This is a genomic window from Bacillus sp. FJAT-27231, assembly GCF_001183975.1.
Lineage (GTDB): Bacteria > Bacillota > Bacilli > Bacillales > Domibacillaceae > Pseudobacillus > Pseudobacillus wudalianchiensis.
Genome location: NZ_LFZU01000001.1, coordinates 1,332,126 through 1,357,750 on the forward strand (window position 1 = coordinate 1,332,126; position 25,625 = coordinate 1,357,750).

The following is a 25,625-nucleotide window of genomic DNA, read 5'->3' on the forward strand; positions in this document are numbered from 1 at the left end:
TTTAAATCCCTTGCATTTTGCAAGGGATTTTTTTATTCATTTCACCGAAATTTTATTTTTTCATACAATGTAGAAGCGAGAAGGAAAGGGAAGGTGAAAACGGTGCTTACAGGACTCCAAGTGGCAGTATTAGGCGGAGATGCCCGCCAGCTTGAAATCATTCGTAAATTAACGGAACTAGATGCAAAAGTCTACCTGGTGGGATTTGATCAGCTAGAACAAAGCTTTGCCGGTGCTGTGAAAGAAAAGCTAGAAGAGCTGCCCTTTAATGAATTAGATGCCATTGTTTTGCCTGTAGCTGGCTTGCAGTCGACAGGTGAAGTCGAAACGGTTTTTTCACCTCATCATCTCCGCTTAACAAAAGATATGCTTGCGAGAACACCGGATCACTGTGTGGTATTTACCGGAATTAGTCCGACCGCTTTGACAAAACTAGCCGAGCAGACAGGAAAAAAACTGATTCGGCTGCTTGATCGAGATGATGTAGCCATTTACAACTCTATCCCTACAGCTGAAGGGGCGGTTATGATGGCGATCCAGCATACAGATTTTACGATACACGGTTCGACTGTGGCTGTTCTTGGCATGGGGAGAGTGGGGATGAGCGTAGCGAGAACATTCGATAGCTTAGGAGCGAATGTAAAGCTTGGTGCAAGGAGAAGTGAACATTTAGCAAGAGCTATTGAAATGGGGCTGACACCATTTTCAATTGATGAGCTTCCTAAAGAAGCAGAGTCTCTCGACATTATTATTAATACGATTCCTTCTTTAGTGATCACGGCACAGGCCATTGCCAAAATGAAACCACATACCCTCATCATCGATCTAGCTTCCAAACCGGGTGGAACCGATTTTCAATTTGCTAAAAAGAGAGGCATAAAATCGATTCTTGCTCTAGGGCTGCCAGGAATCGTCGCCCCAAAAACAGCAGGTCAGATTTTAGCAGGTGTCATAGCAGACCTGTTAAAAGATATCGACATGATGAAAGGAGATTGAATGATGTCACTAAAAGGGAAACGAATTGGGTTTGGGATTACGGGTTCTCATTGTACGTACGAAGAAGTGTTTCCACAGATTAAGAAGCTAGTAGAGCTTGGGGCGGATGTAGTGCCTGTTGTAACAGCGACGATGAAAGGAACCGGCACGCGTTTTGGTGAAGCCGGCGAATGGGTGAAGAAAATCGAAGAGGTAACAGCAAAAAAGGTCATTGATTCGATTGTAGAAGCTGAGCCGCTCGGTCCGAAAACGCCGCTCGATTGTATGGTGATTGCCCCGATCACGGGAAATTCGCTTAGTAAATTAGCGAATGCGATGACAGATTCCCCGGTTTTAATGGCTGCTAAAGCAACGCTGCGAAATTTAAGACCAGTGGTTCTGGGTATTTCAACGAATGATGCTCTCGGATTAAATGGTATGAATATTATGAGGCTGATGCCGGTAAAAAATATTTTCTTTATCCCGTTTGGTCAGGATGATCCAGAGAAAAAACCAAATTCTATGGTGGCAAGAATGGAGAGTCTGCCAGAAACGATTGAAGCAGCCTTAGGAGGAAAACAATTACAGCCAGTTATTATTGAGCGATTCCGTTACGGGAGTTAATTTCTCCCCCTTTTTTCTCTTTTTTTTAGAACTCAGCATTTTGTTGCTCTTTTCGAACTTTAATGTGATAAAATAGTAGCTATCAAAAGGCTATTCCATTTTTTTAACTATTTAATATTGTTTAAAAACTATTACATATGCACAAGTTTATTTGTTCATAGGGAATTTGAAAGGGGAAAAAGAAAAATGAGTACAAAAGGGTTTCACATCGCTCTCGTAGGTGCAACTGGTGCAGTTGGCCAACAAATGCTAAAAACATTAGAAGAAAGAGAGTTTCCAATCCGTCAATTAACATTGCTTTCATCTGCGCGTTCGGCAGGAAAAGCACTTTTTTATAAAGGTGAGGAAGTTATTGTACAAGAAGCAAAGCCGGAGAGTTTTGAAGGGGTCGACATTGCTTTATTTAGTGCAGGAGGCAGCATCTCAAAACAGCTTGCTCCAGAAGCAGTAAAACGAGGAGCGGTTGTTGTAGATAACACAAGCGCTTACCGCATGGATGAAAATGTCCCGCTTGTTGTGCCAGAAGTAAATAAAGAGGATTTAAGAAAGCATAATGGCATTATCGCTAATCCAAACTGTTCAACGATTCAAATGGTAGCGGCACTTGAGCCAATTCGCCAATCATATGGCTTGAAAAAAGTGATTGTTTCTACTTATCAGGCGGTATCTGGCGCAGGAGCACAAGCTATCAATGAAATGTACAGCCAAACTCAGTCTATTCTTGATGGCAAAGAAGTAACACCAGAAATATTGCCAGTAGGAAGTGACAAAAAGCATTATCAGATCGCTTTTAATGCTATTCCTCAAATTGATAAATTCCAAGAAAACGGATTTACATTTGAAGAAATGAAAATGATCAATGAAACAAAGAAAATTATGCATATGCCTGAGCTTAGTGTAGCGGCTACGTGTGTACGTCTTCCTGTAGAAACTGGTCACTCAGAGTCTGTTTATTTTGAAGTAGAGACTCAAGGATTAACTGCAGCTGATATTAAAGATAAATTAAAGGATGCACCAGGAGTAGTACTGCAAGATAATCCAGATGAACAAGTATATCCAATGCCTGCACAATGTGTCGGTAAAAAAGAAGTATTCGTTGGACGTGTGCGCAAAGACTTAGATCAAGATACAGGCTTCCATATGTGGGTGGTTTCTGATAATCTTCTCAAAGGCGCTGCTTGGAATTCTGTTCAAATTGCTGAAACATTGATTGAGATGGAGATCGTAAAGGAAAAGTAATCGTTGGATGATCTCACCACAGAAATGCAGAGGTGTTTATAGTGAAAGTTATCGTACAAAAGTTCGGAGGCACATCGGTTCGCAATGAAGAATCGCGCCACCATGCCAAGCGGCATATTGAATCAGCGATTAAAGAAGGGTACAAAGTCGTGGTTGTTGTTTCTGCGATGGGACGTCAAGGTGATCCTTACGCAACAGATACTCTCTTATCTCTAGTAAACGGAACAGAGATGAAATTGACAACGAGAGAGCAAGATATGCTTCTTTCTTGTGGTGAAGTTATATCAAGTCTCGTTTTTACAAACATGTTGTTAGAACATAATATTAAAGCCTGTGCTATGACGGGTGCTCAAGCAGGGTTTGTAACAAATGAAGACCATACGAATGCCAAGATCCTTGAAATGAAGTGTGACCGCTTATTGAAAACTCTCCACTCACACGATGTTGTCGTCGTTGCTGGTTTCCAAGGAGCGGCTAAGACGGGGGACGTGACTACTATCGGACGTGGAGGGAGCGACACGTCGGCTGCTGCTCTTGGCGCTGCTTTACAGGCAGAATGGGTAGATATCTTTACCGATGTGGAAGGAATTATGACTGCTGATCCGCGCATTGCGACTAAGGCGCGGCCGCTTTCTGTTGTGACCTATAATGAAGTGTGTAACATGGCTTATCAAGGAGCGAAGGTTATTCATCCTCGTGCAGTAGAAATCGCTATGCAGGCAAAAGTGCCAATGCGTATTCGTTCTACTCATTCTGATGGAATTGGTACACTCGTTACGTCTATTACAAAGCCGGATCAGGGACCAGATATCCGTGAGCGTCTTGTGACAGGAATCGCCCATGTAAGCAATATTGCTCAAATTAAAGTACAGGCGAAAAAGGATCAATATAACTTACAGTCAGAAGTATTTAAAGCAATGGCGAATGAGAAGATCAGCGTCGACTTTATTAATATTTCTCCGACGGGTGTTGTGTATACCGTTGCTGGTGATCGAGTGGACCGGGCCGTTGTCGTTTTAAGAGAAATGGGCTATGAGCCTGAAGTAGAGAAAAACTGTGCAAAAGTATCAGTTGTCGGAGCTGGCATGACAGGTGTACCGGGTGTAACGTCCAAAATTGTTACTGCTCTAGCTGAAAAAGGCGTCGGCATCTTGCAATCTGCTGATAGTCACACAACGATATGGGTGCTCGTAAAAGATGAAGAGCTCGTTACGGCTGTTAATGCGCTCCACGACGCTTTTCTTTTACACGAGGACCAATTTGAATATGAAAATAACTAAGCCGGCTGTTTGAAGGAGGAAAATGAGTATGATTTCTTTCGGTCGGGTGTCAACCGCCATGGTGACGCCGTTTGACTCAAAAGAGAATGTTGATTTTGAGAGAACGACTCAATTGGTCAATTACTTAATCAACAACGGAACAGACTCACTCGTTGTAGCAGGGACAACTGGAGAATCTCCGGTTTTAACTGCAGAAGAAAAAGTTGCGTTATTTCGTCATACAGTTAAGGTAGCCGATGGACGAGTACCTATTGTGGCAGGAACCGGCAGCAATAATACACGCCAGTCCATTGAATTAACAAAAAGAGCTGAAGATGCAGGGGTAGACGCTATCATGCTCGTTGCTCCTTACTACAACAAACCGAATCAAGAAGGGCTATACCAGCATTTTAAAGCCATAGCAGCAGCAACTTCTTTACCGGTAATGCTTTATAATATTCCAGGGCGTTCAAGTGTCAATATTGAGCCTGAAACGATCATCAGGCTATCTAAACTGCCTAATGTTGTCGCAGTGAAAGAAGCAAGCGGCAATCTAGATGCAGTAACAGAAATTATTGCAGGCACAGATGACGACTTCCAAGTGTATAGTGGAGACGATGGTCTAACGCTTCCGATTCTTTCTATTGGAGGAGACGGTATTGTCTCTGTTGCTTCACATGTCGTCGGCAATGAAATGCAGCAAATGGTATCTTCTTTCTTAAGTGGTGACCATGAACAAGCAGCCAAAATGCACCAACAGCTTTTACCGCTGATTAAACAATTGTTTGCTGCTCCGAGCCCAGTGCCAGTCAAGACGGCCTTGCAGCTAAAAGGCATGGACGTGGGGTCTGTTCGTTTGCCGCTCGTTCCGCTTACGGAAGCTGAGCGTGCTGCTTTACAAAAATTAATATAGCATAAAAAATTCCCGAAAAGTTCGGTCTCCCGGCTGAGACAGCTGCAGAAAGCTCTTTCTGTTCTGATTTCAGCAAGGAGCTGCTTTGCGGGAATTTTTTGTTAGGAAAGGCAGATAAAAGTTGTTGCTGGATAGATAGTATTGGCTTTACTTTCCTTCATCCTTTATAATAAACATAATGTGATGTGGGGCGGGTGTTCTTAAGTATAGGAGGAAATTTATAGTGAGTAAGAAGAAAAATGAAACGATCAAAGTGATTCCGCTTGGCGGAGTAGGGGAAATTGGGAAAAACATGACTGTTATCGAGGTGGACGAGGAAATTTTCGTGGTAGACAGCGGTTTAATGTTTCCAGAAAATGAAATGCTCGGCATCGATATTGTCATCCCAGATATTTCATATTTAATTGAAAATAAGGACCGTGTTAAAGGCATCTTTCTAACACACGGACATGAAGATGCGATCGGTTCGTTAGGTTACGTATTGCAAAAAATTAAAGCGCCTGTTTACGGAACAAAGCTGACGATTGCTTTAGCCAAAATGCGGCTCCGTGAAGAGAATGTAAAAGAAGAAGTAAAGTATTACACTGTTCATTCAGATACAAAGCTTCGTTTTGATGGGGTAGAGGTCACTTTCTTCCGTACAACTCACAGTATTCCGGATTCTGTCGGTGTCGTGATCCATACTTCAGAAGGATCGATCGTGCACACAGGTGAATTTAAATTTGACCAGGCAGCCAGAGGACTGTATGCACCGGATATTGGGAAGATGGCGCAAATCGGTCAAAGTGGCGTCTTTATGCTGTTGTCTGATTCTACTGAAGCAGAGCGTCCTGGCCATACAACTTCTGAAGAAGTCATTGCCAGCCAATTATCGGATGCTTTTCATATGGCTAAAGGACGGATCATTGTCGCTTCGTATGCTTCCAACCTCATTCGTATCCAGCAGGTATTCGATGCAGCCTATGAGAATGGCCGAAAAGTAGCTGTCAGTGGTAAGAGCATGCAGCGTGTGAACGACGTGGCGATCAAGCTGGGTTATTTGAATATTCAAGAAGATATTCTCGTGAGTTTGCAAGAAATTAGTGAATATCCTGAAGATGAAATTGTCATTTTAACAACTGGTGTCCAAGGAGAACCGATCGAAGCCCTGCAAAAAATGGCCAAAGGCACAAATAAGCACGTGAGAATTAAAGAAGGAGATACCGTTTTAATCACAGCTACACCTTCGCCGGGATTAGAGCTGTTAATGGCTAAAACGGTGAATCTTCTTTACCGTTCTGGAGCAAATGTTGTAACAGGCAATCGCAAAGTCCATGTTTCAGGTCATGGTTTTCAAGAAGATTTGAAATTTATGCTTAATTTGATGAAGCCGCGCTATTTCATTCCTGTTCAGGGAGAATACCGTATGCTCAAAGCCCATGCCAAGCTGGCTTCGCAAACGGGAGTGCCAGCGGAGAATATTTATATCCCTGAAAAAGGGGATGTCATTGAATATAAAAATGGCAAATTGCGTGTGAGCTCAAAAGTGACTGCCGGCAATGTACTTATTGATGGAATCGGAGTAGGCGATGTCGGCAATATCGTATTAAGAGATCGTAAACTTCTTTCCCAAGACGGAATTTTCATTGTTGTCATCACTTTAAGCAAAAAACAAAAGCGAATCGTATCCGGTCCAGAAATTATTTCTCGCGGGTTTGTCTATGTCCGGGAATCAGAAAAGTTAATGGAGCAGTCAACAAAATTAATTACCGACATCGTAGAAAAAAATATGGCTGGCGAATCTTTTGATTGGTCAAGCATTAAGCAGGATATAAGAGACCAGCTTAATTCTTTCCTATTCGAAAAAACAAAACGCCGTCCAATGATCCTGCCCATCATTATGGAAGTTTAGAAAAGCGGAGGGCGCTCATCCAGCGCAATAGGTGGTTGGAGAAATTTTTGAGGGAGTCGTTCTTTGACTCCAACAAACATTTTGAAACCGCCGTATGCGCTAGCGCCCGCAGCTAGACAATAGAAAAGCGGAGGGCGCTAGCTAAGCGGCGACAAGTATAAGACAAGCCGGCAGGAAGGTTGTTCTTTGACCTCTGGAGGGAATGGCTTATGACCTCGAGCCGTTAGTGTCTGGCAAGCTCCTCAAAAGAAAGCATGCTAATGTCCAATAAAGAAAATGAGCATTTGTTTCCATTCTCAAATAAGCCCTCGGGCTTATTTTTTTTATGTCTTGCACTCTTAAGTTCTTTTTGCATAATATCAGCACGGATGAAAAGAATATGCATATACAAGCTAGGTGTCAGAGTGTGCTATCTTTGAAAGGAGCAATGGGATATGGATATAGAAAAGAAAACGATGGAAGAGACAGAGCAGGAAGAGCAGACGGAAAAAAATCAATCGGCTTTAATGGAAAAAATTCAGCAGCTTGGACAGACGAACGTTCCCCAGCTTTCAAACGATTCTCCTGTCCATTGTTTAACGATCATTGGACAGATTGAGGGGCATCTGCAGCTGCCTCCACAAAATAAAACAACCAAATATGAGCATGTTATTCCACAAATTGTGGCGATTGAACAAAACCCATCTATCAAAGGGCTGCTGATTGTTTTAAATACGGTAGGAGGGGATGTAGAAGCCGGACTCGCTATTTCTGAAATGCTTGCTTCTTTATCAAAACCAACTGTTTCTATAGTGTTGGGAGGCGGCCACTCTATCGGTGTGCCGATTGCTGTTTCTTGTGATTACTCGTTTATTGCCTCGACTGCCACAATGACCATTCACCCAATTCGGCTGACGGGTCTTGTGATTGGAGTTCCGCAAAGCTTTGAGTATTTAGATAAGATGCAGGAGCGTGTAGTGAATTTTGTTAAACAGCACTCTTCTATTTCTGAAGAAAAGTTTAAGGAGTTAATGCTGGCAAAGGGAAACCTGACAAGGGACATAGGAACAAATGTAGTTGGAAAAGACGCCGTAGAATATGGGTTAATTAACGAAGTAGGCGGAATTGGAGAAGCGATGAAGAAATTAAATGAGTTAATTACTGCCAAGGAGCAGAGTGGGACGATGATCCAATGATTTTATATACAATCATGCCATATGAGCACATTTACCCAGAAGACGCTCAAGCCAGTAATATGGAGCTGATTTCTTGGAATGGCATTCCGCTTTTTGCAGAGCGTGAAGACAATCGCTATAAAGTGGTCCGCATTCTTAGTACAGATCCAGCTCATTATCTCAATCAGCAAGTAGCGCCTGGACAGTTCATTTCTCCATAAACATCGTTAGATAGATGCGAACAAATATGCTATAATATAGAAAGCAGCCACATAGGCTGCTTTCTTGCTTTTTGTTTTATTCCAATGATTAGGTGGGAGCTATGGCAAATAAAAAGAAGAAGAAATCGTCCAAGCGGACAAAAAAATCAGCACAAATCAAAGAAGCGGTTAAGCTGGAGTTACTCGGTATTATTATTATTGCTTTAAGTCTAATTGGTATTATCAGACTTGGAGTGGTAGGTACAGCGTTCGTTTATTTCTTTCGGTTTTTCTTTGGTCAATGGTATATGATTGGTTTTATTGCAGCAATTGCTTACGGTATGTACATAATGGTAAAGCGCAAAAGACCTCTTTTATTTCGGAGAAAGCAAGTCGGTCTCTACGTGATTATAATTAGTCTTTTACTCTTTAATCACGTGGAGTTGTTTGAACAGCTCGGGAACGGCCGAGCGTTTAAAGAACCGAGCGTAATGGTTAACACGTGGGAATTATATCGAGAGGAATTAAAGGAAGGGATAACAGATAACGATGATCTTGGAGGCGGAATGATCGGCGCCATCCTGTTTGCTGTCTCTTATTTTCTTTTTGATACGCTAGGTACAAAAATTTTAAGTTTTGTTCTTGTGATGATTGGCTTGATTTTAATTACCGGCCGGTCGTTTGGAGAAATTTTTGGAAAGCTGCTGTCATCAGGAGGAAAAAATCTAAAAAAACAGTGGGCTGTTTTTCTTCAAGATATGAAAGATTGGAAGAGTGAAAGAAAATCGAGACGGACAGAAAGGGCCGATCGCGATGCAAGGACATCTGATGTACTAGATGAGCCGCCTTCTCACGTGGAAAAAGACGAGAGAAGTTACTCGGCTCCGGAGCCAATTATTTCGAGCTTCACGGAGCGGGCCTATCAGGAAGAGCCAGAGCTTGTACAAGAGCAGCAGAAAGAGGCAGTAAAGCCAGCGCCGGATGCTGAAAAAGAGGCGGGAGAGGATCGAGCGCCTGCGATGACTTTTACAGAGGTGGAAAACAAAGATTATCAGCTTCCTTCTATTAACCTCTTAACGAGACCGAAGCAAACGGACCAAAGCAGAGAGTATAAACAAATTCATGCAAATGCAGCTAAGCTTGAGAGAACATTTCAAAGCTTTGGTGTCAAAGCTAAAGTAACCCAAGTCCATCTCGGGCCAGCAGTAACTAAATATGAAGTGCATCCTGATATAGGAGTAAAAGTCAGCAAGATTGTTAGTTTAAGTGATGATCTTGCGCTAGCCTTAGCTGCGAAGGACATTCGAATGGAAGCGCCAATTCCAGGGAAGTCAGCGATTGGTATTGAAGTGCCGAACTCAGAAGTAGCGATGGTCTCGCTGCGGGAGGTATTGGAAGCCAACGCCAACGAAAAGCCGGATTCGAAGTTATTGATTGCCTTTGGACGCGACATTACAGGAGAAGCAGTATCGGCCGAATTAAATAAAATGCCCCATTTGCTCGTAGCTGGAGCTACAGGAAGTGGAAAGAGTGTTTGTATAAACGGAATTATTACGAGTATTTTGATGAGGGCTAAACCTCATGAAGTGAAACTGATGATGATTGACCCGAAAATGGTTGAGCTAAACGTTTATAATGGCATTCCCCACCTCTTAGCTCCCGTTGTAACAGATGCGAAAAAAGCTTCCCAGGCATTAAAGAAAGTAGTAGGAGAAATGGAGCGCCGCTATGATTTGTTCTCTCATAGTGGAACAAGGAACATTGAAGGGTATAACACACACGTTAAGCGCCACAATGAAGAGACAGGCGAAAAGCAGCCGCTGCTTCCTTATATCGTTGTCATCGTCGACGAGTTAGCAGATTTAATGATGGTTGCTTCAAGTGACGTGGAAGACTCGATTACTAGGCTTGCCCAAATGGCGCGGGCAGCAGGGATTCATTTAATTATTGCTACTCAGCGCCCATCTGTAGATGTTATTACCGGGGTCATTAAAGCAAATATTCCATCAAGAATTGCTTTCGCTGTATCCTCCATGACAGATTCGAGAACTATTTTAGACATGGGTGGAGCGGAAAAACTTCTCGGTCGAGGCGATATGCTCTTCTTCCCTTCTGGTGCATCCAAGCCAGTTCGTGTTCAAGGAGCATTTTTATCAGATGAGGAAGTAGAAGAGATTGTCGATTATGTGATTTCACAACAGAAAGCACAATATCAAGAAGACATGATCCCCGAAGATACACCGGAAGCGACGACTGAGGTAGAAGATGAACTATACGAAGAAGCCGTTCAACTCGTAGCAGATATGCAAACCGCCTCTGTCTCTATGTTACAAAGACGATTTCGTATCGGTTACAGTCGGGCAGCCCGCTTGATTGATGAAATGGAAATGCGGGGAATCGTAGGTCCATATGAGGGCAGTAAACCAAGAACAGTTTTAATCGCTAAACAGGCAGAAGAACATATGCAATAACGGAAGGCCGCCTAATTTTTGTATTAGGCGGCTTCTTTGCGTAGGCCATGTTCAAATTTTTCTCACATATCATTAAATAATTATAAAAATGCTTATAGGATAAATCGGGGGTTTTTTCATAATTATGCAAGGGAATGGTATACGTACAAAACAAATCATAGGAATAGACGAATTTATCTTTTCATTCAGAACAAAAAATGCTATCTTAAACTTAAATTAGTAGAAATGTTATACATCAGAGGTCTGACGTTGTAAGAAAGTGGGTGGTTATATGACAATAAAGTCGGATAGCCGACATTTGTACCTTCAAGTAATTGACCGATTAAAAAGAGACATTGAAGCAGGGATTTACAAAGAGAAAGAAAAGCTTCCGTCTGAATTTGAGCTCGCTAAACAGCTCGGTGTCAGCCGCGCAACTTTAAGAGAGGCGCTGCGCATTCTTGAAGAAGAAAATGTCATTATCCGCAGGCATGGAGTCGGAACATTTGTAAATGCAAGACCGCTATTTACTTCAGGCATTGAACAACTGAAGAGCGTGACAGACATGATCATTCAAGCGAATATGGAACCGGGAACCATCTTTCTAAATTCGGGTATACAAAGTCCGACTGAAGAAGATAGCCGCCGATTTGATTGCAGTCCTGATGAAGAATTCTTTGTAATCGAGCGAGTACGCACAGCTAATGGAGAACCTGTTGTTTATTGTTTGGATAAAATTCCATTAAAATATTATCCAGAAAGCTATAATTATAGTGATGAATCACTTTTTTCATTGCTCGATCGGACAAGCAGTCGAAAAATTTCCTATGCAGTCGCTCAGATTGAGCCATTTGGCTATCATGAGAAAGTGTCACCCATTCTTCAATGTGAGCCTGAAACCGCCTTACTCATCTTAAAACAGTTACATTATGATGAAATGGATCAACCGATTCTTTATTCAGTTAATTACTTCAAAGCGGATAAATTTAGTTTCCACGTCTTAAGAAAGCGGTCCTAGGCTTGTATCCAACATTTCTACTAACTTTAATTTTTAGGAGGTTATCTTAATGACAAAACGCAAGTTTGGTCTAACCATGTCTCTTGTGCTAGCAGCCGGCACGATTCTTGGTGCATGTGGCGGCGGTAAGGGCGACGAAGAGAAAAGTCAAGGTGATGGTAAAAAGAACGACGATCAGTTTACTGTAGCGATGGTTACTGACGTAGGTGGGGTAGACGACAAATCTTTTAACCAGTCTGCTTGGGAAGGTCTTCAGGAATTCGGCAAGGAAAACGATCTAAAAAGAGGAACAGACGGCTTTGACTACATTCAATCAAAATCCGATGCCGATTATAAAACGAACTTAAATACAGCTGTTCGTAATAAATTTGATCTAGTGTACGGAATTGGCTATAAACTGAAGCCAGCTATTGAAGAAGTAGCTAAACAACGCAAAAACAGCCACTTTGCTATCGTGGATGATGTGATTAAAGGTCAAGACAACGTAGCAAGCATTACATTTAAAGAGCAGGAAGGTTCTTTCCTTGTTGGGGTAGCTGCCGGATTGACTACAAAAACGAACAAAATTGGTTTCGTTGGCGGAACAGACAGTGACTTGATTAACAAATTTGCAGCAGGTTTCCAGGCAGGTGTGAAAGCGGTTAATCCTAAAGCAACTGTGAAAATTGAATACGCTGGTGCATTTGATAAAGCAGACAAAGGTCAACAAATGGCTTCTGCTATGTACGGTTCAGGAATTGATATTATTTACCACGCAGCCGGAGCTACTGGTAACGGAGTATTTACAGAAGCGAAAAATGAAAAACAAAAAAATCCTGAAAAAGATATTTGGGTAATTGGTGTTGACCGCGACCAAGCGGACGAAGGAAAAGTAACGGTTAACGGAAAAGAAGAAAATGTTACATTAACGTCTATGGTTAAACGGGTAGACATCGCTGTAAAAGATTTAGCAACTAAAGCAAAAGAAGGCAACTTCCCAGGTGGCGAGCTGCTTGAATACGGGCTTGAAGATAATGCTGTAAGCATTGCTCCAACACAAGATAACCTAAGTGATGAAGTGAAAAAAGCTGTTCAAGAATGGACAGAAAAGATTAAAAAAGGTGAAGTGGACGTTCCAGTAAAGCCTGAAAAATAATTTGCTATAAAGCTAGTAAATAGATCTGCTCCCGGGGTAAATCCACAGTAGTGCGATTTGCCCCGGCTTAAAAATGGTAACAAGGACGCAACAAAGAGTGCGTGCTTGTTAGGATTTTTAAGCTGGCACTCTTGCTTTTCTAAAGACGCTTAGAAGCGTTGTGTTTTGCAAAAAGTCCTAGGGATAGAAGGTCAGACATCCTACTTGCAATCATTAGTCGTTCATTCATACGATCGCCTGTATGGCAAGAAAAGACCTTATACGAGGAGTGAGTCAGGTGGAATATGTTATTGAAATGCTCGGCATTCGTAAAGAGTTCAACGGATTTGTTGCCAATGATGATATAACACTTCAATTGCGCAAAGGAGAAATCCACGCGTTGCTTGGTGAAAATGGCGCAGGCAAATCCACCCTAATGAACGTTTTGTTTGGCTTGTATCAGCCCGAGAAAGGTGAAATTAAAGTTCATGGCAAGAAAGTTCACATTACAAACCCAAATGTGGCGAATGAACTTGGTATCGGTATGGTGCATCAGCACTTTATGCTCGTCGATACCTTCACTGTTACGGAAAATATTATTCTCGGAAAAGAGCCTAAATCAGGCGGTAAAATTGATATTAAGAAGGCAGAAAAAGAGGTTAGGGAGATTTCTGAACAATACGGGCTGTCTGTAGACCCCACAGCAAAAGTAGCTGATATTTCTGTTGGCATGCAACAGCGTGTTGAAATTTTAAAGACACTTTATCGAGGGGCGGAGATCTTAATTTTTGATGAGCCGACGGCTGTATTAACTCCGCAGGAAATTAAAGAGTTAATTCAAATCATGAAAACGCTCATTAAAGAAGGCAAATCTATTATTCTCATTACGCATAAGCTAAAGGAAATTATGGAAGTTTGTGACCGTGTTACGGTTATCCGTAAAGGAAAAGGCATTGGCACAGTAAATGTAGCGGAAACGGACCCGAATCAGTTGGCAAGCTTAATGGTCGGAAGGGAAGTAACGTTTAAAACCGAAAAGAAGGAAGCCCAGCCGAAAGACAATGTATTAGAGATTAAAGATTTATTCGTGAAGGATTCAAGAGGCATTCAAGCTGTTAGAGGATTGAACTTGGCGGTCCATGCTGGAGAAATTGTGGGGATTTGTGGCGTAGATGGAAATGGTCAGAGCGAACTGATTGAAGCAATCACCGGTCTTCAAAAGGTAGAAAGCGGTTCGATTCTTGTTAGCGGCCAGGATATCACCAATCTTAAACCTCGAAAAGTAACAGAACGAGGGGTAGCACACATTCCTCAAGACCGGCATAAACACGGACTCGTTCTCGATTTTCCGATAGGTGAAAATATAGTGCTGCAAACATACTATCAGCAGCCATTTTCTAAAGCTGGTGTTTTAAATTACAAAGAAATTTATAAGAAGGCTGCCAGCTTAATAAAGGAGTATGATGTACGGACACCATCAGAATATACACCTGCTCGAGCCTTATCTGGAGGAAATCAGCAAAAAGCGATTATCGGCCGTGAAGTAGACCGCGATCCGGATCTTCTAATTGCGGCTCAGCCAACTCGTGGATTAGATGTTGGAGCGATTGAATTTATTCATAAAAGACTTATTGAACAGCGAGATAAGGGGAAAGCGGTGCTTTTAATTTCCTTTGAGTTAGATGAAATTTTAAATATTAGCGATAGAATTGCCGTTATCTATGAAGGAGAAATCGTCGCGATCGTGAACCCGAAAGAAACGACCGAACAAGAACTCGGGTTGTTGATGGCTGGTTCAAAACGAAAGAAAGAAGGTGAGATGAATGTCTAAACGGTTTTCTAATATGGCCGTACCGGTTGTATCGGTGCTTTTAGGATTGATTGCCGGGGCTATTATTATGTTAATCAGCGGTTACAACCCAATTAATGGCTATGCCGCACTCTGGAACGGAGCCTTTGGGGATACATTCTATCTCGGTGAAACGCTTCGGCAAATGACCCCTTATATATTTGCTGGTCTAGCCGTTGCTTTTGCATTCCGGACAGGTTTGTTCAATATTGGTGTGGAAGGTCAACTATTGGTAGGCTGGCTAGCTGCGGTTTGGGTTGGCGTGGCGTTTGATTTGCCAAAAGTCATTCATTTGCCGCTATCTCTGTTGGCAGCTGCAGCCGCGGGCGCACTTTGGGGATTTATCCCGGGATTTTTAAAAGCTCGCCTGCACGTCCATGAAGTTATTGTTACGATTATGATGAATTATATCGCATTGCATGTAACGAATCATTTGATCCGAAACGTAATTAGCGATCAGGCTGATGCAACGGAATCCGTAAAGGAAACAGCTAGTTTAAAATCTCCGTTCTTCGAATCGGTTACAGATTACTCTTCCCTTCATAATGGAATTTATCTTGGCTTAATTGTAGCTATTATTATGTGGTTTATTCTTGAAAAAACAACGCTTGGATATGAGCTTCGTTCGGTTGGCTTCAGCCAGCATGCTTCTCAATATGCCGGTATGAATGTGAACCGCAACATCGTTCTCTCAATGGTGATTTCCGGTGCATTTGCCGGCCTTGGGGGAGCAATGGAAGGGCTGGGGACATTCGGAAATGCTTTCTTGCACTCTGGATTTTCCGGCGTAGGCTTTGATGGCATTGCCGTTGCACTTCTCGGTGGAAATGCAGCCATTGGTGTTGTACTCGCATCCTTACTATTCGGTGCTTTAAAAGTAGGGGCTTTAAATATGCCAATCGAATCAGGCGTACCGAACGAACTGGTTGAAATTGTGATTGCTTTGATTATTTTCTTTGTTGCTTCTAGCTATATGATAAAATGGCTTCTCAGCCGATTTAAAAAGGAGGAGAAATAAGTGGATACATTAACGGTTTTATCCATTATTATTTCATCGTCTCTTTTCGCAGCAGCTCCGCTTATTTTCACTGCGCTAGGCGGTGTGTTCTCCGAGCGTTCCGGTGTAGTAAATATCGGCCTTGAAGGATTGATGATCATTGGGGCGTTTACAGCTATTGTGTTTAACCTAACATTCGCTTCAACTTTTGGCGCAGCTACTCCTTGGGTCGCTTTGATTGCGGCTATGCTTGTCGGAGGGTTATTGTCACTTCTTCACGCAGTAGCTTCCATCACATTTCGTGCCGATCAAGTTGTTAGCGGCGTGGCAATTAACTTCCTGGCTTTGGGCGTATCACTGTTCTTAGTGAAAATGCTTTATGATAAAGGCCAGACAGATATCATTAAAGAGAACTTTAAAAAAGTAGACATTCCAGTGTTAAGTGATATTCCAGTAATCGGCCGATTGATTTTCTCAAATATCTCCTACCCAGCGATTGTAGCCATTGCTTTGGCTTTTGTTTCTTGGTATGTGCTATTTAAAACTCCATTCGGCCTTCGCTTGAGAGCTGTGGGGGAACACCCGATGGCAGCAGATACAATGGGTGTAAACGTGACAAAGATGCGCTATATTGCTGTTTTCATTTCCGGTCTTCTTGGTGGTTTGGGCGGCGGAGTATATGCCCAGTCTATTTCACTCGATTTCAGTCATGCGACGATTACTGGACAAGGGTTCATGGCTCTCGCAGCCATGATTTTCGGGAAGTGGCATCCACTAGGAGCAATGGGAGCTGCCATTTTCTTTGGATTCGCCCAAAGTTTAAGTATTGTTGGATCCAGTATTCCATTTTTGGAAGACATCCCGGCAGTTTACTTATTAATTGCTCCTTACGTACTAACCATTTTGGCCCTCGCCGGATTTATCGGCCGGGCAGATGCACCAAAAGCCTCTGGTACTCCATACATCAAAGGCAGCAGGTAATAAGGAAAAGCGAAACTGGCCGTTTAGACTCGGCAGACATAAGCCGGACCGCCGAAGTGGCGTTCTTCGCCACACAGGCGTGCCGGCTTATGACCGAGAGTCTGGCCAGTGCAGCTGGACAAAAGAAAAGCGAAATTGGCCGTTTAGCGGCGTATGGGCTGGACAGCTCCGCATGAGATAAAGGAAACACGAAGAGCGCAAGCGATTCGATGTTGACTTATCGCAAAGAGGAGCCGGAAGCCCACTAGCCGCTGGCTGATGCAGCTAGACAAAGAAAAGCGAAAGGCGCTCGTTCTGCGTGATAGCGGATTGGAGTTCTCGACGAGGAGTTGCTTTTTCAAACTCTGACAGAGAGAGCGAAATCAGCGTACACGCAAGCGCCTGCAGCTGGACAAAAGAAAAGCGAAATCGGCTGATTAGCTCGCTTTAAAAATATATAATGAAGAAAAACCGCCTCGTTCCGGGCGGTTTTTTTGTAAAGAATATTACTTAGCAAAAGCGTTTCGATTTTCAATTAAACGGGCCTCCTGTATAGTAAAAGTAAGTTTTTCATAAATATGGGCATGAATTAAGGGGTAAACGGATAAAAATATAGACATAGCTGCCGGAAAAGGAGGGTATTTTTGTGACATTAGTCAATGAAAATATTATAAAAAAGCAAGGGTATAACTTGCATGTTGTAAAAACGGATAAATATAAAACGAATACCATTGTGTGGAGAATGAAGGCGCCTCTAGAAAGTGAAACGGTAACGAAAAGAGCGTTGCTTCCTTATGTCCTTCAGAGTAATTCAGAGAAATATCCGACATCTACACATTTGCGTTCTTATCTTGATGACTTGTACGGTGCGAGCTTTTATGTCGATGTAGCAAAAAAAGGAGATTTTCACATTATGAGCTTTTCGTTAGAAGTGGCAAACGAAAAGTTTCTAAAAGCTGGAGAGCCATTACTTGAAAAGGCTTTACAGTTCATGCATGAAATTTTACAAAAGCCAAATGTGAATAACGGTGCGCTCGATAAAGATACAGTGCAAGATGAAAAGCGCAACTTAAAGCAGCGTATCCAATCGATTTACGATGATAAAATGCGCTTTGCGAGCGCTCGTCTTCTTGAAGAGATGTATAAAGGTGATCCGTATGCCCTGCAAGCAAACGGTGAAATTGACGCTGTGGATGAAATTAATGAGACAGATTTGTATAAGTATTATGAACAAGCATTTTCAGAAGATGAAATGGATTTATATATTGTTGGAGATGTGGAGGCTGGCCAGGTAGAAAAAATAGCCGACCGCTTATTTCAATTCAACAGCAGAACTCCTCGTTCTCCCCAAACGGTGAGACAAACCACCCCATCTGCAGAACCGAAAGAAGTAGTGGAAAAGCAGGAGATTAATCAAGGAAAGCTTCATATCGGTTATCGTACCCATATTACTTTTGGCGATGATGATTACTTTGCTCTCCAAATGTTTAACGGTATTTTCGGTGGCTTCTCCCATTCCAAACTGTTTATGAACGTGCGGGAAAAAGAGAGCTTGGCTTACTATGCGGCAAGCCGGTTAGAAAGCCACAAAGGGTTTTTAATGGTTCTTTCAGGAATTGATAGTAAAAACTATAACAAAGCTGTCAAAATTATTAATGAGCAGCTTCAAGCGATGAAAAACGGAGAGGTTTCCGAAAAAGAACTGGAACAGACAAAAGCAGTTATCCGCAATCAAGTGTTAGAAACGCTTGATACTGCTAGAGGCGTAATTGAAATGCTCTACCACAACGTGATGGCAAAAACGGATGTAACGGTTGATAACTGGCTGGAAGCGGCGGAGCGGATGACGATAGAAAAAATTACAGCGGCCGCCAATAAAGTTGAGATGGATACAGTGTACTTTCTGTCGGGAATGGAGGGAGAATAATGGAGAAAATTCTATTTGACCAGCTGCAAGAAGAACTATATTTTGAAAAAATGGATAATGGGCTAGATGTATACGTTCTTCCGAAAAAAGGATTTAACAAAACGTATGCCACCTTTACAACGAAGTACGGCTCTATTGATAATCAATTTATTCCGCAGGGCGCGAATAATTATGTGCGAGTGCCGGATGGAATTGCGCACTTTTTAGAGCATAAAATGTTTGAAAAAGCGGACGGTGACGTATTTCAGTATTTTAGCCGTCAAGGTGCTTCTGCCAATGCTTTTACTTCTTTTACAAGAACAGCTTACTTGTTTTCCAGCACGGATAAGGTAATGGATAATCTGGAGACGCTTGTGAATTTTGTCCAGGACCCTTACTTCACTGAGCAAACAGTTGAAAAAGAAAAAGGCATTATTGGCCAGGAAATCCGCATGTATGATGATAATCCTGATTGGCAGGCTTATTTTGGCCTCATTCAGAATATGTATCACAATCATCCAGTCAAGATTGATATTGCCGGTACAGTAGAATCGATTGCGGACATTACAAAAGATCATTTATACGAGTGCTACCGCACATTTTATCATCCAAGTAATATGCTTTTATTCATTGTAGGACCGGTTGATCCTGAGAAAACGATTCAGTTTGTCAAAGAGAATCAATCGAAAAAAGAGTATCAAGATCGAGAAGAAATTAAGCGTCTAGTAGAAGAAGAGCCAGAAGAAGTACAAGAGAAAAAAAGGGTTCTGAAAATGAACGTTCAGTTGTCTAAGTGCCAAGTTGGCATTAAAGCCGTCGATACAGATTTACAGGGAGAGCCGTTGCAAAAACGAGAGCTGACAATGAATATTCTGCTTGATATACTTTTTGGCAGAAGCTCTCCACTTTATTACCAGCTTTATCGCGAAGGATTAATTGATGAAACTTTTTATTATGATTTTACCCAGGAAAAAGGTTTTGGCTTTGCGATGGTCGGCGGTGATACAACGAAGCCGGAGGAATTAGGGGACCGGATTCAGACGATTTTATTGGAAGCAAAAACAGGAAAGTATTTGACAAAAGAAGCGGTAGAACGATCGATTAGAAAGAAAATCGGTTCTTTTCTCCGGTCAGTAAATTCACCGGAATATATTGCGAATCAATTTACCCGCTATGCTTTTAACGACATGGATTTATTTGAAGTAGTGCCGCTGTTAGAAGCGATTACGCTAGACGATGTGAAGAGCACAGCCGAACGGGTGATTGCAGAAAACCGATTGACTGCCTTTTATATTTTACCAAAACAGGCGTAAAAGCCTAGAGAGCAGCTGGGTTCTTTTTCCGCATGAAAATGGGAAAAAAAGAACCCGGCTGCTTTGTTGTGTACAAGAAAATGGGGGAATAATAAAATGAAAAGATATGCACTTGTCACAGGAGCAAGTGGAGGCATTGGAGAAGAAATTTCTAGGAAGTTAGCGGGAGAAGGCTGGAACTTGTATTTACAGTATTACAAAGGAAAAGAAAAAGTTGAACGATTACAAAGAGAATTAGAAGGAATGGGAGCAGAAGTGATTTCGATACAGGCCGACTTAGCATCGGCTGAGGGTGCCCGATTTCTAGCCAGTCAGTTATTTACATTAGAGGCCGTCGTATTTGCAGGTGGAACGGCCCATTACAGCTTGTTCCAAGAAATTGAAGAGGCTGAAATGGATAAGTTATGGCAGCTTCACGTAAAAAGTCCTATGATTCTTGTCCAACTAACGATTCCGAAACTCCGAAAGGCCATGTCACCCTCGATCGTATTCGTTTCTTCCGTGTGGGGACAGACGGGGGCAGCTTGTGAAGTGGCGTATTCAACAGTAAAGGGTGCTCAAATTGCTTTTGTAAAGGCGTTAGCAAAAGAATTGGCTCCTTCTAATATCCGTGTTAATGCGGTAGCTCCAGGGGCTGTCAATACGCCTATGATGGACCAATTTTCACTAGAGGAAAAAGCCGAAATAGCGGGTGAAATTCCAATGGGACGACTTGGCGCTGCCGCTGAAGTCGCAGAAGCCGTTTACTTTGTTTGTTCCTCTGCTTCGTCTTATATAACTGGCCATGTACTGGCAGTTAACGGCGGCTGGTACACATGATTTGCATGCATAATTTTTTTCTTTAGGGAACAAACTAATGTTGCAACTCAATAAAGGAGGGACAACGACATGTCAGTACTTGAAAATTGGCACGAATGGAAAAACTTCTTAGGAGACAAATTAAATCAGGCGACAAGCGCAGGAATGAACAGCGATCTAGTTAATAATATGGCTTATCAAGTTGGTGATTATCTTGCCAACAAAGTAGACCCTAAAAATGAACAGGAAAGAGTATTATCTGATTTATGGTCGGTTGCTTCAGAAGAAGAGCAAAGAGCAATCGCAAGTATGATGGTCAAATTAGTACAAAATAACGGAAGTCGTTAAGAGAGGGAGTTTTCCCTCTCTTTTTTCTTTCAATAAAGGGATAAATCATATATGATAGTACCTAGACATTATTATTAACGGGCTTTTTGGAAAGCCGCTAGGAGCGTTATTTATGTCCAAAAAAGAATGGTACTTAGAATATAAAATTGTAAAAAACCGTCCGGGGTTATTAGGGGATGTGGCGTCGCTGCTTGGTATGCTCTCTATTAACATTGTTACGATTAATGGGGTGGATGAAGCAAGCCGTGGCCTTTTAATATTAGCGAAAAGCGAAGATCAAATTAGAAGACTGGAGTCCATCCTAGAGACGATGGATACGATTGAAATTGTCAAGTTAAGAGAGCCGAAGCTCAGAGACCGCATGGCTGTAAGGCATGGGCGCTATATTCAGCGAGATGCAGATGACAAAAAAACATTCCGTTTTGTCCGTGATGAACTTGGACTTCTCGTTGATTTTATGGCAGAATTGTATAAAATGGAAGGACACAAATTAATTGGTATCCGCGGCATGCCAAGAGTCGGGAAAACCGAATCGATTGTGGCAGCGAGTGTGTGTGCTAATAAGAGATGGCTGTTCGTTTCATCAACGATGATTAAACAAACGGTTCGTGATCAACTAATTCGGGATGAATATAATCCGAATCATCTTTTTATTATGGATGGAGTTGTGTCAACCAAGCGGGCTAGCGAAAAACACTGGCAGCTTGTTCGGGAAATTATGAGACTGCCTGCAGTTAAAGTGATAGAGCATCCAGATATTTTTGTCCAAAACAGTGAATATAGTTTGGAGGACTTTGATTATATTATTGAACTTCGTCATCATCCTGATGAAGAAATTACATACGAACCGGTAGAAAAAAACAACATGTTTCAGGATATGGACTTTGGTGGGTTTAACTTTTAATTATGGAAGGTGTTATGGGTGACAGAATTAGGAAACCGCTTAAGAGAAGCACGAGAAGCAAAAGGACTGTCCTTAGCAGATGTACAAGAAATGACAAAGATTCAGAAGCGTTATTTAAATGGTATCGAAGAAGGCAATTACGATATGATGCCTGGCAAGTTCTATGTTCGGGCATTTATTAAGCAGTACGCAGAGGCCGTTGGACTTGATCCTGAGCAATTGTTTGAAGAATATAAGAGTGAGATTCCGTCTTCTTATGAAGATGAAATTCCACAAAGAGCGACAAAGGTAGAGAAAGTACGATCAACAGTGCCGGCTGAATCCTCGAAAATTCTCGAATATTTGCCGAGAATTTTAGTGACAGCTTTCGTTGTGGGAGCTCTCTTTCTAGTCTGGTTCCTTATTCCAAAAAGCGATTCTAACGATAAAGCGGTGAAAGAAGAAACAGTTGTGGAGCAGCCGAAAGAACAAGAGAACGAGAAAAAAGTAGCGAAAGAAAAAGAAGAACCAAAAAAAGAAACAAAGAAAGAAGAGAAAGTTCAAGAACCAGCCAAACCTAAGCAAACGTTAACGGCGATAGGTGTGAGCGGCAGAAAAGCAACGTATGAGCTGCAAAACGCAGAAAAATTCGAAGTAACTATTCTATCTAAAGGAGAAACATGGATAGGCGTAACAGACGGAAGTGGGAAAAGCTATTATAACAATATGTTGGCAAAAGGACAGTCACAAACATTTGATTTAACAGGCCAAACATCCGCGAAAATTGTCGTTGGTTTTGCACCTGACACAGAAATCAAAGTGAATGGCGAAACGCTGACATATCAGCTCCCAGCTGCCAAGCAGGTGAGACAGGATGTTATTATTCAAGCGAAACCGGCTGAACAATAATTCGGCAGTTTTTTCGGATAGCTTCTGAACAAAGTTGTTCGTCGATAGAATAGTTGGAGGGTCCATTGTGAATTTACCGAATAAGATTACTGTTTCAAGAATTTTAATGATTCCCTTGTTTTTGGTGATCATGCTCGTTGATTTTAATTGGGGGAACGTGACAGTGTTTGGAACAACTATGCCAGCCGCCCACTTTTGGGGAGCAATGTTGTTCATTTTAGCTTCGACAACCGATTGGATTGACGGCTATTATGCAAGAAAGCTGAATTTGGTCACAAACTTGGGCAAGTTTTTAGATCCACTCGCAGATAAATTGCTTGTTTCGGCAGCACTAATTGTGCTCGTCGACTTTAATTTGGCTGCTTCTTGGATCGTCATTATCATTATCAGCCGCGAGTTTGCTGTAACGGGACTGCGATTAATTCTAGCGGGAGAGGGAGAAGTAGTAGCAGCCAATATGCTTGGAAAAATTAAGACGTGGGCACAAATCATTGCGATTGCCGCTTTATTGCTTCACAATGCTCCATTTGAGTCTCTAGGAATTCCATTTGCAGATATTGCTCTTTGGGTTGCGGCATTCTTTACTATTTGGTCTGGATGGGATTATTTCTATCTTAACCGAGGCGTGTTTAAACATTCAAAATAAGAGAAAAAGCTGTTCCGAAGTAAAGAGTCTCGTCATCTATAGGATTTAACGTCTAACACGATGCTATAGAGAAGAGGCTCCCACTGTTGGAGCAGCTTTATTTTTAGGAAAGCCCTGTTACAGGGAGTGCTAATAATGGATGCATTCTCAAATTCCTCGCATTTAAATGAAGAGGGGGACGATCATGCCTTGTGTACATGAATTCGGCATACTGGATGCGGTTGATAGCCGGAAAAACTACGATGATTATGATCCTCAGAAATACAATTGTATTTCTGTTGATGATGATCTTATCTTTGATTTAAATGAACAATTAGCAACGATGAAAACCTACTTTCATTCGCTTAATCGTCCAGAATATGGATTAGCTTATTGTGGGATAACGATTATTCCGCCTGAATCTTTATCCTTGTTTTATGATGTAGTGACATCCTCAACGTCTTTTAACGAATCCGCCGGTCTTAATGAGCTGGCCTCGAAAATTATACGGGCTGCAAAAGAAAAGAGGTATATGATACATTATGGGATTTGAACTTCATGCTAAGTTCATTCTTTGTTAGATTAGCAGAGGGGTAGTTTTGAGAAAGTCCTCATACATAGCGTTTCCCTTGATTATTATCAACTATCAACTTTAGGAAAGAGAAGGGATGAGAAGAATGAATGCAGAAATTATTGCAGTTGGCTCTGAGCTGCTGCTTGGACAAATTACAAATACAAACGCCCAGTTTCTTTCCCAGCAGTTAGCGGAAATCGGCATTAATGTTTATTACCATACCGTGGTTGGCGATAACGGCAACCGTGTCCTTGATGCCATTAAGGAAGCTGAAAAAAGGGCGGATTTGCTGATCTTTACAGGGGGGCTCGGTCCAACAAAAGATGATTTAACAAAAGAAGTCATTGCTTCTCATATCGGCCGTCCGCTCGTATACAATGAAGAGGCACTAAAGAGCATCGAGAGTTATTTTATTAGAACAAAACGCCCTATGACACCAAACAATAAAAAGCAGGCGCTCGTTATGGAAGGAAGTCTTGTTCTGCCAAACGATCATGGCATGGCGCCAGGAATGATGGTAAAAGGAGAAAACCATTGTTACATACTTTTGCCGGGACCGCCTCGAGAAATGCAGCCGATGTTTACTCAATATGCCAAGCCAGCCTTGTTAGATGTACTCGAGAAAGTGGAGAAGATTGAGTCACGGGTTCTAAGGTTTTTTGGTATCGGTGAATCTGCTTTGGAAACAGAAGTGGAGGATTTATTGCTTGCCCAGCAAAACCCAACGATTGCGCCGCTTGCGGGAGATGGAGAGGTAACACTCCGAATTACAGCCAAGCATGAGTCAGAAGAGACGGCCTTGCAAATGATCAAAGAAGCAGAAGAAAAAATTCTTCGTCGGGTTGGTGACTATTTTTACGGATATAATGATACAACGATTGCCCGGGAACTAGCAGAGCGCTTAAAGGAAACGTCTCATACGCTGGCAGCGGCTGAAAGTTTAACAGGAGGGCTGTTCCAAAGTGAAATGACAGCTGTTCCGGGAGCAAGTACTTTTTTCAATGGAGGCATTGTCTGCTATTCTAATCAGGCAAAGGAGAAGCTTGTAAATGTGAAAAAAGAAACACTTGCAAGTCATGGAGCTATTAGTGAGGAGTGTGCTCTTGAACTGGCAGAGAACGTCCGCCAGCTTCTAGACGCTGACTTCGGTATTAGCTTTACAGGTGTGGCTGGACCTGATGAGGCGGAAGGACAACCGCCTGGCACTGTTTGGATTGGGCTTGCTTCCAAGTATAAACAACCAAGAGCGTTTAAGCTTGACTTGGCAGGGAGTCGTGCTGGAATCAGAAAACGTTCCGTTAAATACGCATGTCATTATTTGCTAGCGGAACTTGCTGAAGATAAGTGAAAAAATTCCGAATATTATTGACTAATCTGATCAATAAGCTATATAATGAGAAACAAGGTTTAGTCATGACTTAATTAAATATAAGTACTCTTATTGAGAGCGGCGGAGGGATTAGGCCCGATGAAGCCCGGCAACCTTCAGACAATTGTCTGAGACGGTGCTAATTCCTGCAGGTAGACGAACCTGAAAGATAAGAGGAGGATCCTATAACAAACCCTCTTCTTCATAAGAAGAGGTTTTTTATATTCCTCGAATCACAAATATTTTATTAAATACAT

23 protein-coding genes and 1 riboswitch are annotated in these 25,625 nt (G+C 42.1%); all 23 genes read left to right on the forward strand.

Features of this window, described 5'->3' with window-relative positions; genetic code table 11:
* Positions 1 to 102: 102 nt before the first annotated feature.
* The 23 genes from dpaA to AC623_RS06460 all read left to right on the forward strand — a co-directional run bounded on the left by dpaA (position 103) and on the right by AC623_RS06460 (position 25,347).
* Positions 103 to 996 (forward strand): dipicolinic acid synthetase subunit A, encoded by an 894-nt coding sequence (gene dpaA, locus AC623_RS06350; protein ID WP_049666319.1) that lies wholly within the window; start codon positions 103 to 105, stop codon positions 994 to 996.
* On the forward strand, positions 997 to 1,599 hold the full coding sequence (locus tag AC623_RS06355; RefSeq protein ID WP_197090945.1) for a dipicolinate synthase subunit B: 603 nt from the start codon (positions 997 to 999) through the stop codon (positions 1,597 to 1,599).
* Between the two features lie 186 nt (positions 1,600 to 1,785).
* Positions 1,786 to 2,838: an aspartate-semialdehyde dehydrogenase gene (asd, locus tag AC623_RS06360; RefSeq protein ID WP_049661596.1), complete on the forward strand. Its 1,053-nt coding sequence runs from the start codon at positions 1,786 to 1,788 to the stop codon at positions 2,836 to 2,838.
* A 41-nt stretch (positions 2,839 to 2,879) separates the two neighbouring features.
* Positions 2,880 to 4,118: an aspartate kinase gene (gene dapG / locus AC623_RS06365; protein ID WP_049661598.1), complete on the forward strand. Its 1,239-nt coding sequence runs from the start codon at positions 2,880 to 2,882 to the stop codon at positions 4,116 to 4,118.
* A gap of 28 nt (positions 4,119 to 4,146) precedes the next feature.
* Positions 4,147 to 5,010, forward strand: a complete 864-nt coding sequence (gene dapA / locus AC623_RS06370; protein WP_049661600.1) for a 4-hydroxy-tetrahydrodipicolinate synthase — start codon at positions 4,147 to 4,149, stop codon at positions 5,008 to 5,010.
* A 223-nt stretch (positions 5,011 to 5,233) separates the two neighbouring features.
* The gene (locus AC623_RS06375) at positions 5,234 to 6,901 is read left to right on the forward strand and encodes a ribonuclease J (protein WP_049661602.1); all 1,668 of its coding nucleotides are present in this window, start codon (positions 5,234 to 5,236) and stop codon (positions 6,899 to 6,901) included.
* Positions 6,902 to 7,356: 455 nt separating this feature from the next.
* Positions 7,357 to 8,076 (forward strand): ClpP family protease, encoded by a 720-nt coding sequence (locus tag AC623_RS06380; RefSeq protein ID WP_095407485.1) that lies wholly within the window; start codon positions 7,357 to 7,359, stop codon positions 8,074 to 8,076.
* A complete protein-coding gene (locus AC623_RS06385; protein ID WP_049661606.1) occupies positions 8,073 to 8,276 on the forward strand; it encodes a YlzJ-like family protein in 204 nt (67 codons plus the stop codon). Before AC623_RS06380 ends, AC623_RS06385 begins: the two co-directional genes overlap by 4 nt.
* A gap of 101 nt (positions 8,277 to 8,377) precedes the next feature.
* On the forward strand, positions 8,378 to 10,726 hold the full coding sequence (locus AC623_RS06390) for a DNA translocase FtsK (protein WP_049661607.1): 2,349 nt from the start codon (positions 8,378 to 8,380) through the stop codon (positions 10,724 to 10,726).
* 271 nt (positions 10,727 to 10,997) lie between these two features.
* Complete coding sequence (locus AC623_RS06395) at positions 10,998 to 11,723, forward strand: GntR family transcriptional regulator (RefSeq protein WP_049661609.1); 726 nt, start codon at positions 10,998 to 11,000, stop codon at positions 11,721 to 11,723.
* 49 nt (positions 11,724 to 11,772) lie between these two features.
* A complete protein-coding gene (locus AC623_RS06400) occupies positions 11,773 to 12,858 on the forward strand; it encodes a BMP family lipoprotein (protein WP_049661610.1) in 1,086 nt (361 codons plus the stop codon).
* A 277-nt stretch (positions 12,859 to 13,135) separates the two neighbouring features.
* Positions 13,136 to 14,668: an ABC transporter ATP-binding protein gene (locus AC623_RS06405; RefSeq protein WP_049661612.1), complete on the forward strand. Its 1,533-nt coding sequence runs from the start codon at positions 13,136 to 13,138 to the stop codon at positions 14,666 to 14,668.
* Complete coding sequence (locus AC623_RS06410; protein ID WP_049661613.1) at positions 14,661 to 15,704, forward strand: ABC transporter permease; 1,044 nt, start codon at positions 14,661 to 14,663, stop codon at positions 15,702 to 15,704. Before AC623_RS06405 ends, AC623_RS06410 begins: the two co-directional genes overlap by 8 nt.
* Complete coding sequence (locus AC623_RS06415; protein WP_049661614.1) at positions 15,705 to 16,664, forward strand: ABC transporter permease; 960 nt, start codon at positions 15,705 to 15,707, stop codon at positions 16,662 to 16,664.
* A gap of 625 nt (positions 16,665 to 17,289) precedes the next feature.
* Positions 17,290 to 18,570, forward strand: coding sequence for an EF-P 5-aminopentanol modification-associated protein YfmF (gene yfmF / locus AC623_RS06420; RefSeq protein WP_049661616.1), 1,281 nt, complete (start codon positions 17,290 to 17,292; stop codon positions 18,568 to 18,570).
* On the forward strand, positions 18,570 to 19,862 hold the full coding sequence (yfmH, locus tag AC623_RS06425; RefSeq protein ID WP_049661617.1) for an EF-P 5-aminopentanol modification-associated protein YfmH: 1,293 nt from the start codon (positions 18,570 to 18,572) through the stop codon (positions 19,860 to 19,862). Before yfmF ends, yfmH begins: the two co-directional genes overlap by 1 nt.
* 96 nt (positions 19,863 to 19,958) lie before the next feature.
* On the forward strand, positions 19,959 to 20,681 hold the full coding sequence (gene ymfI, locus AC623_RS06430; protein WP_049661619.1) for an elongation factor P 5-aminopentanone reductase: 723 nt from the start codon (positions 19,959 to 19,961) through the stop codon (positions 20,679 to 20,681).
* Between the two features lie 69 nt (positions 20,682 to 20,750).
* Positions 20,751 to 21,008, forward strand: coding sequence for a DUF3243 domain-containing protein (locus AC623_RS06435; protein WP_049661621.1), 258 nt, complete (start codon positions 20,751 to 20,753; stop codon positions 21,006 to 21,008).
* Positions 21,009 to 21,120: 112 nt separating this feature from the next.
* Positions 21,121 to 21,912 carry a YmfK family protein gene (locus AC623_RS06440; protein WP_049661622.1) on the forward strand — a complete coding sequence of 264 codons (792 nt, stop codon included), beginning with the start codon at positions 21,121 to 21,123 and terminating at the stop codon, positions 21,910 to 21,912.
* A gap of 18 nt (positions 21,913 to 21,930) precedes the next feature.
* Positions 21,931 to 22,800: a helix-turn-helix domain-containing protein gene (locus AC623_RS06445; protein ID WP_049661624.1), complete on the forward strand. Its 870-nt coding sequence runs from the start codon at positions 21,931 to 21,933 to the stop codon at positions 22,798 to 22,800.
* Between the two features lie 67 nt (positions 22,801 to 22,867).
* On the forward strand, positions 22,868 to 23,446 hold the full coding sequence (gene pgsA / locus AC623_RS06450; RefSeq protein WP_049661625.1) for a CDP-diacylglycerol--glycerol-3-phosphate 3-phosphatidyltransferase: 579 nt from the start codon (positions 22,868 to 22,870) through the stop codon (positions 23,444 to 23,446).
* 184 nt (positions 23,447 to 23,630) lie between these two features.
* Positions 23,631 to 23,978 (forward strand): hypothetical protein, encoded by a 348-nt coding sequence (locus AC623_RS06455; RefSeq protein ID WP_049661627.1) that lies wholly within the window; start codon positions 23,631 to 23,633, stop codon positions 23,976 to 23,978.
* Between the two features lie 124 nt (positions 23,979 to 24,102).
* The gene (locus AC623_RS06460; protein WP_049661628.1) at positions 24,103 to 25,347 is read left to right on the forward strand and encodes a competence/damage-inducible protein A; all 1,245 of its coding nucleotides are present in this window, start codon (positions 24,103 to 24,105) and stop codon (positions 25,345 to 25,347) included.
* 87 nt (positions 25,348 to 25,434) lie between these two features.
* A riboswitch (SAM riboswitch) is annotated at positions 25,435 to 25,544 on the forward strand.
* Positions 25,545 to 25,625 lie beyond the last annotated feature (81 nt).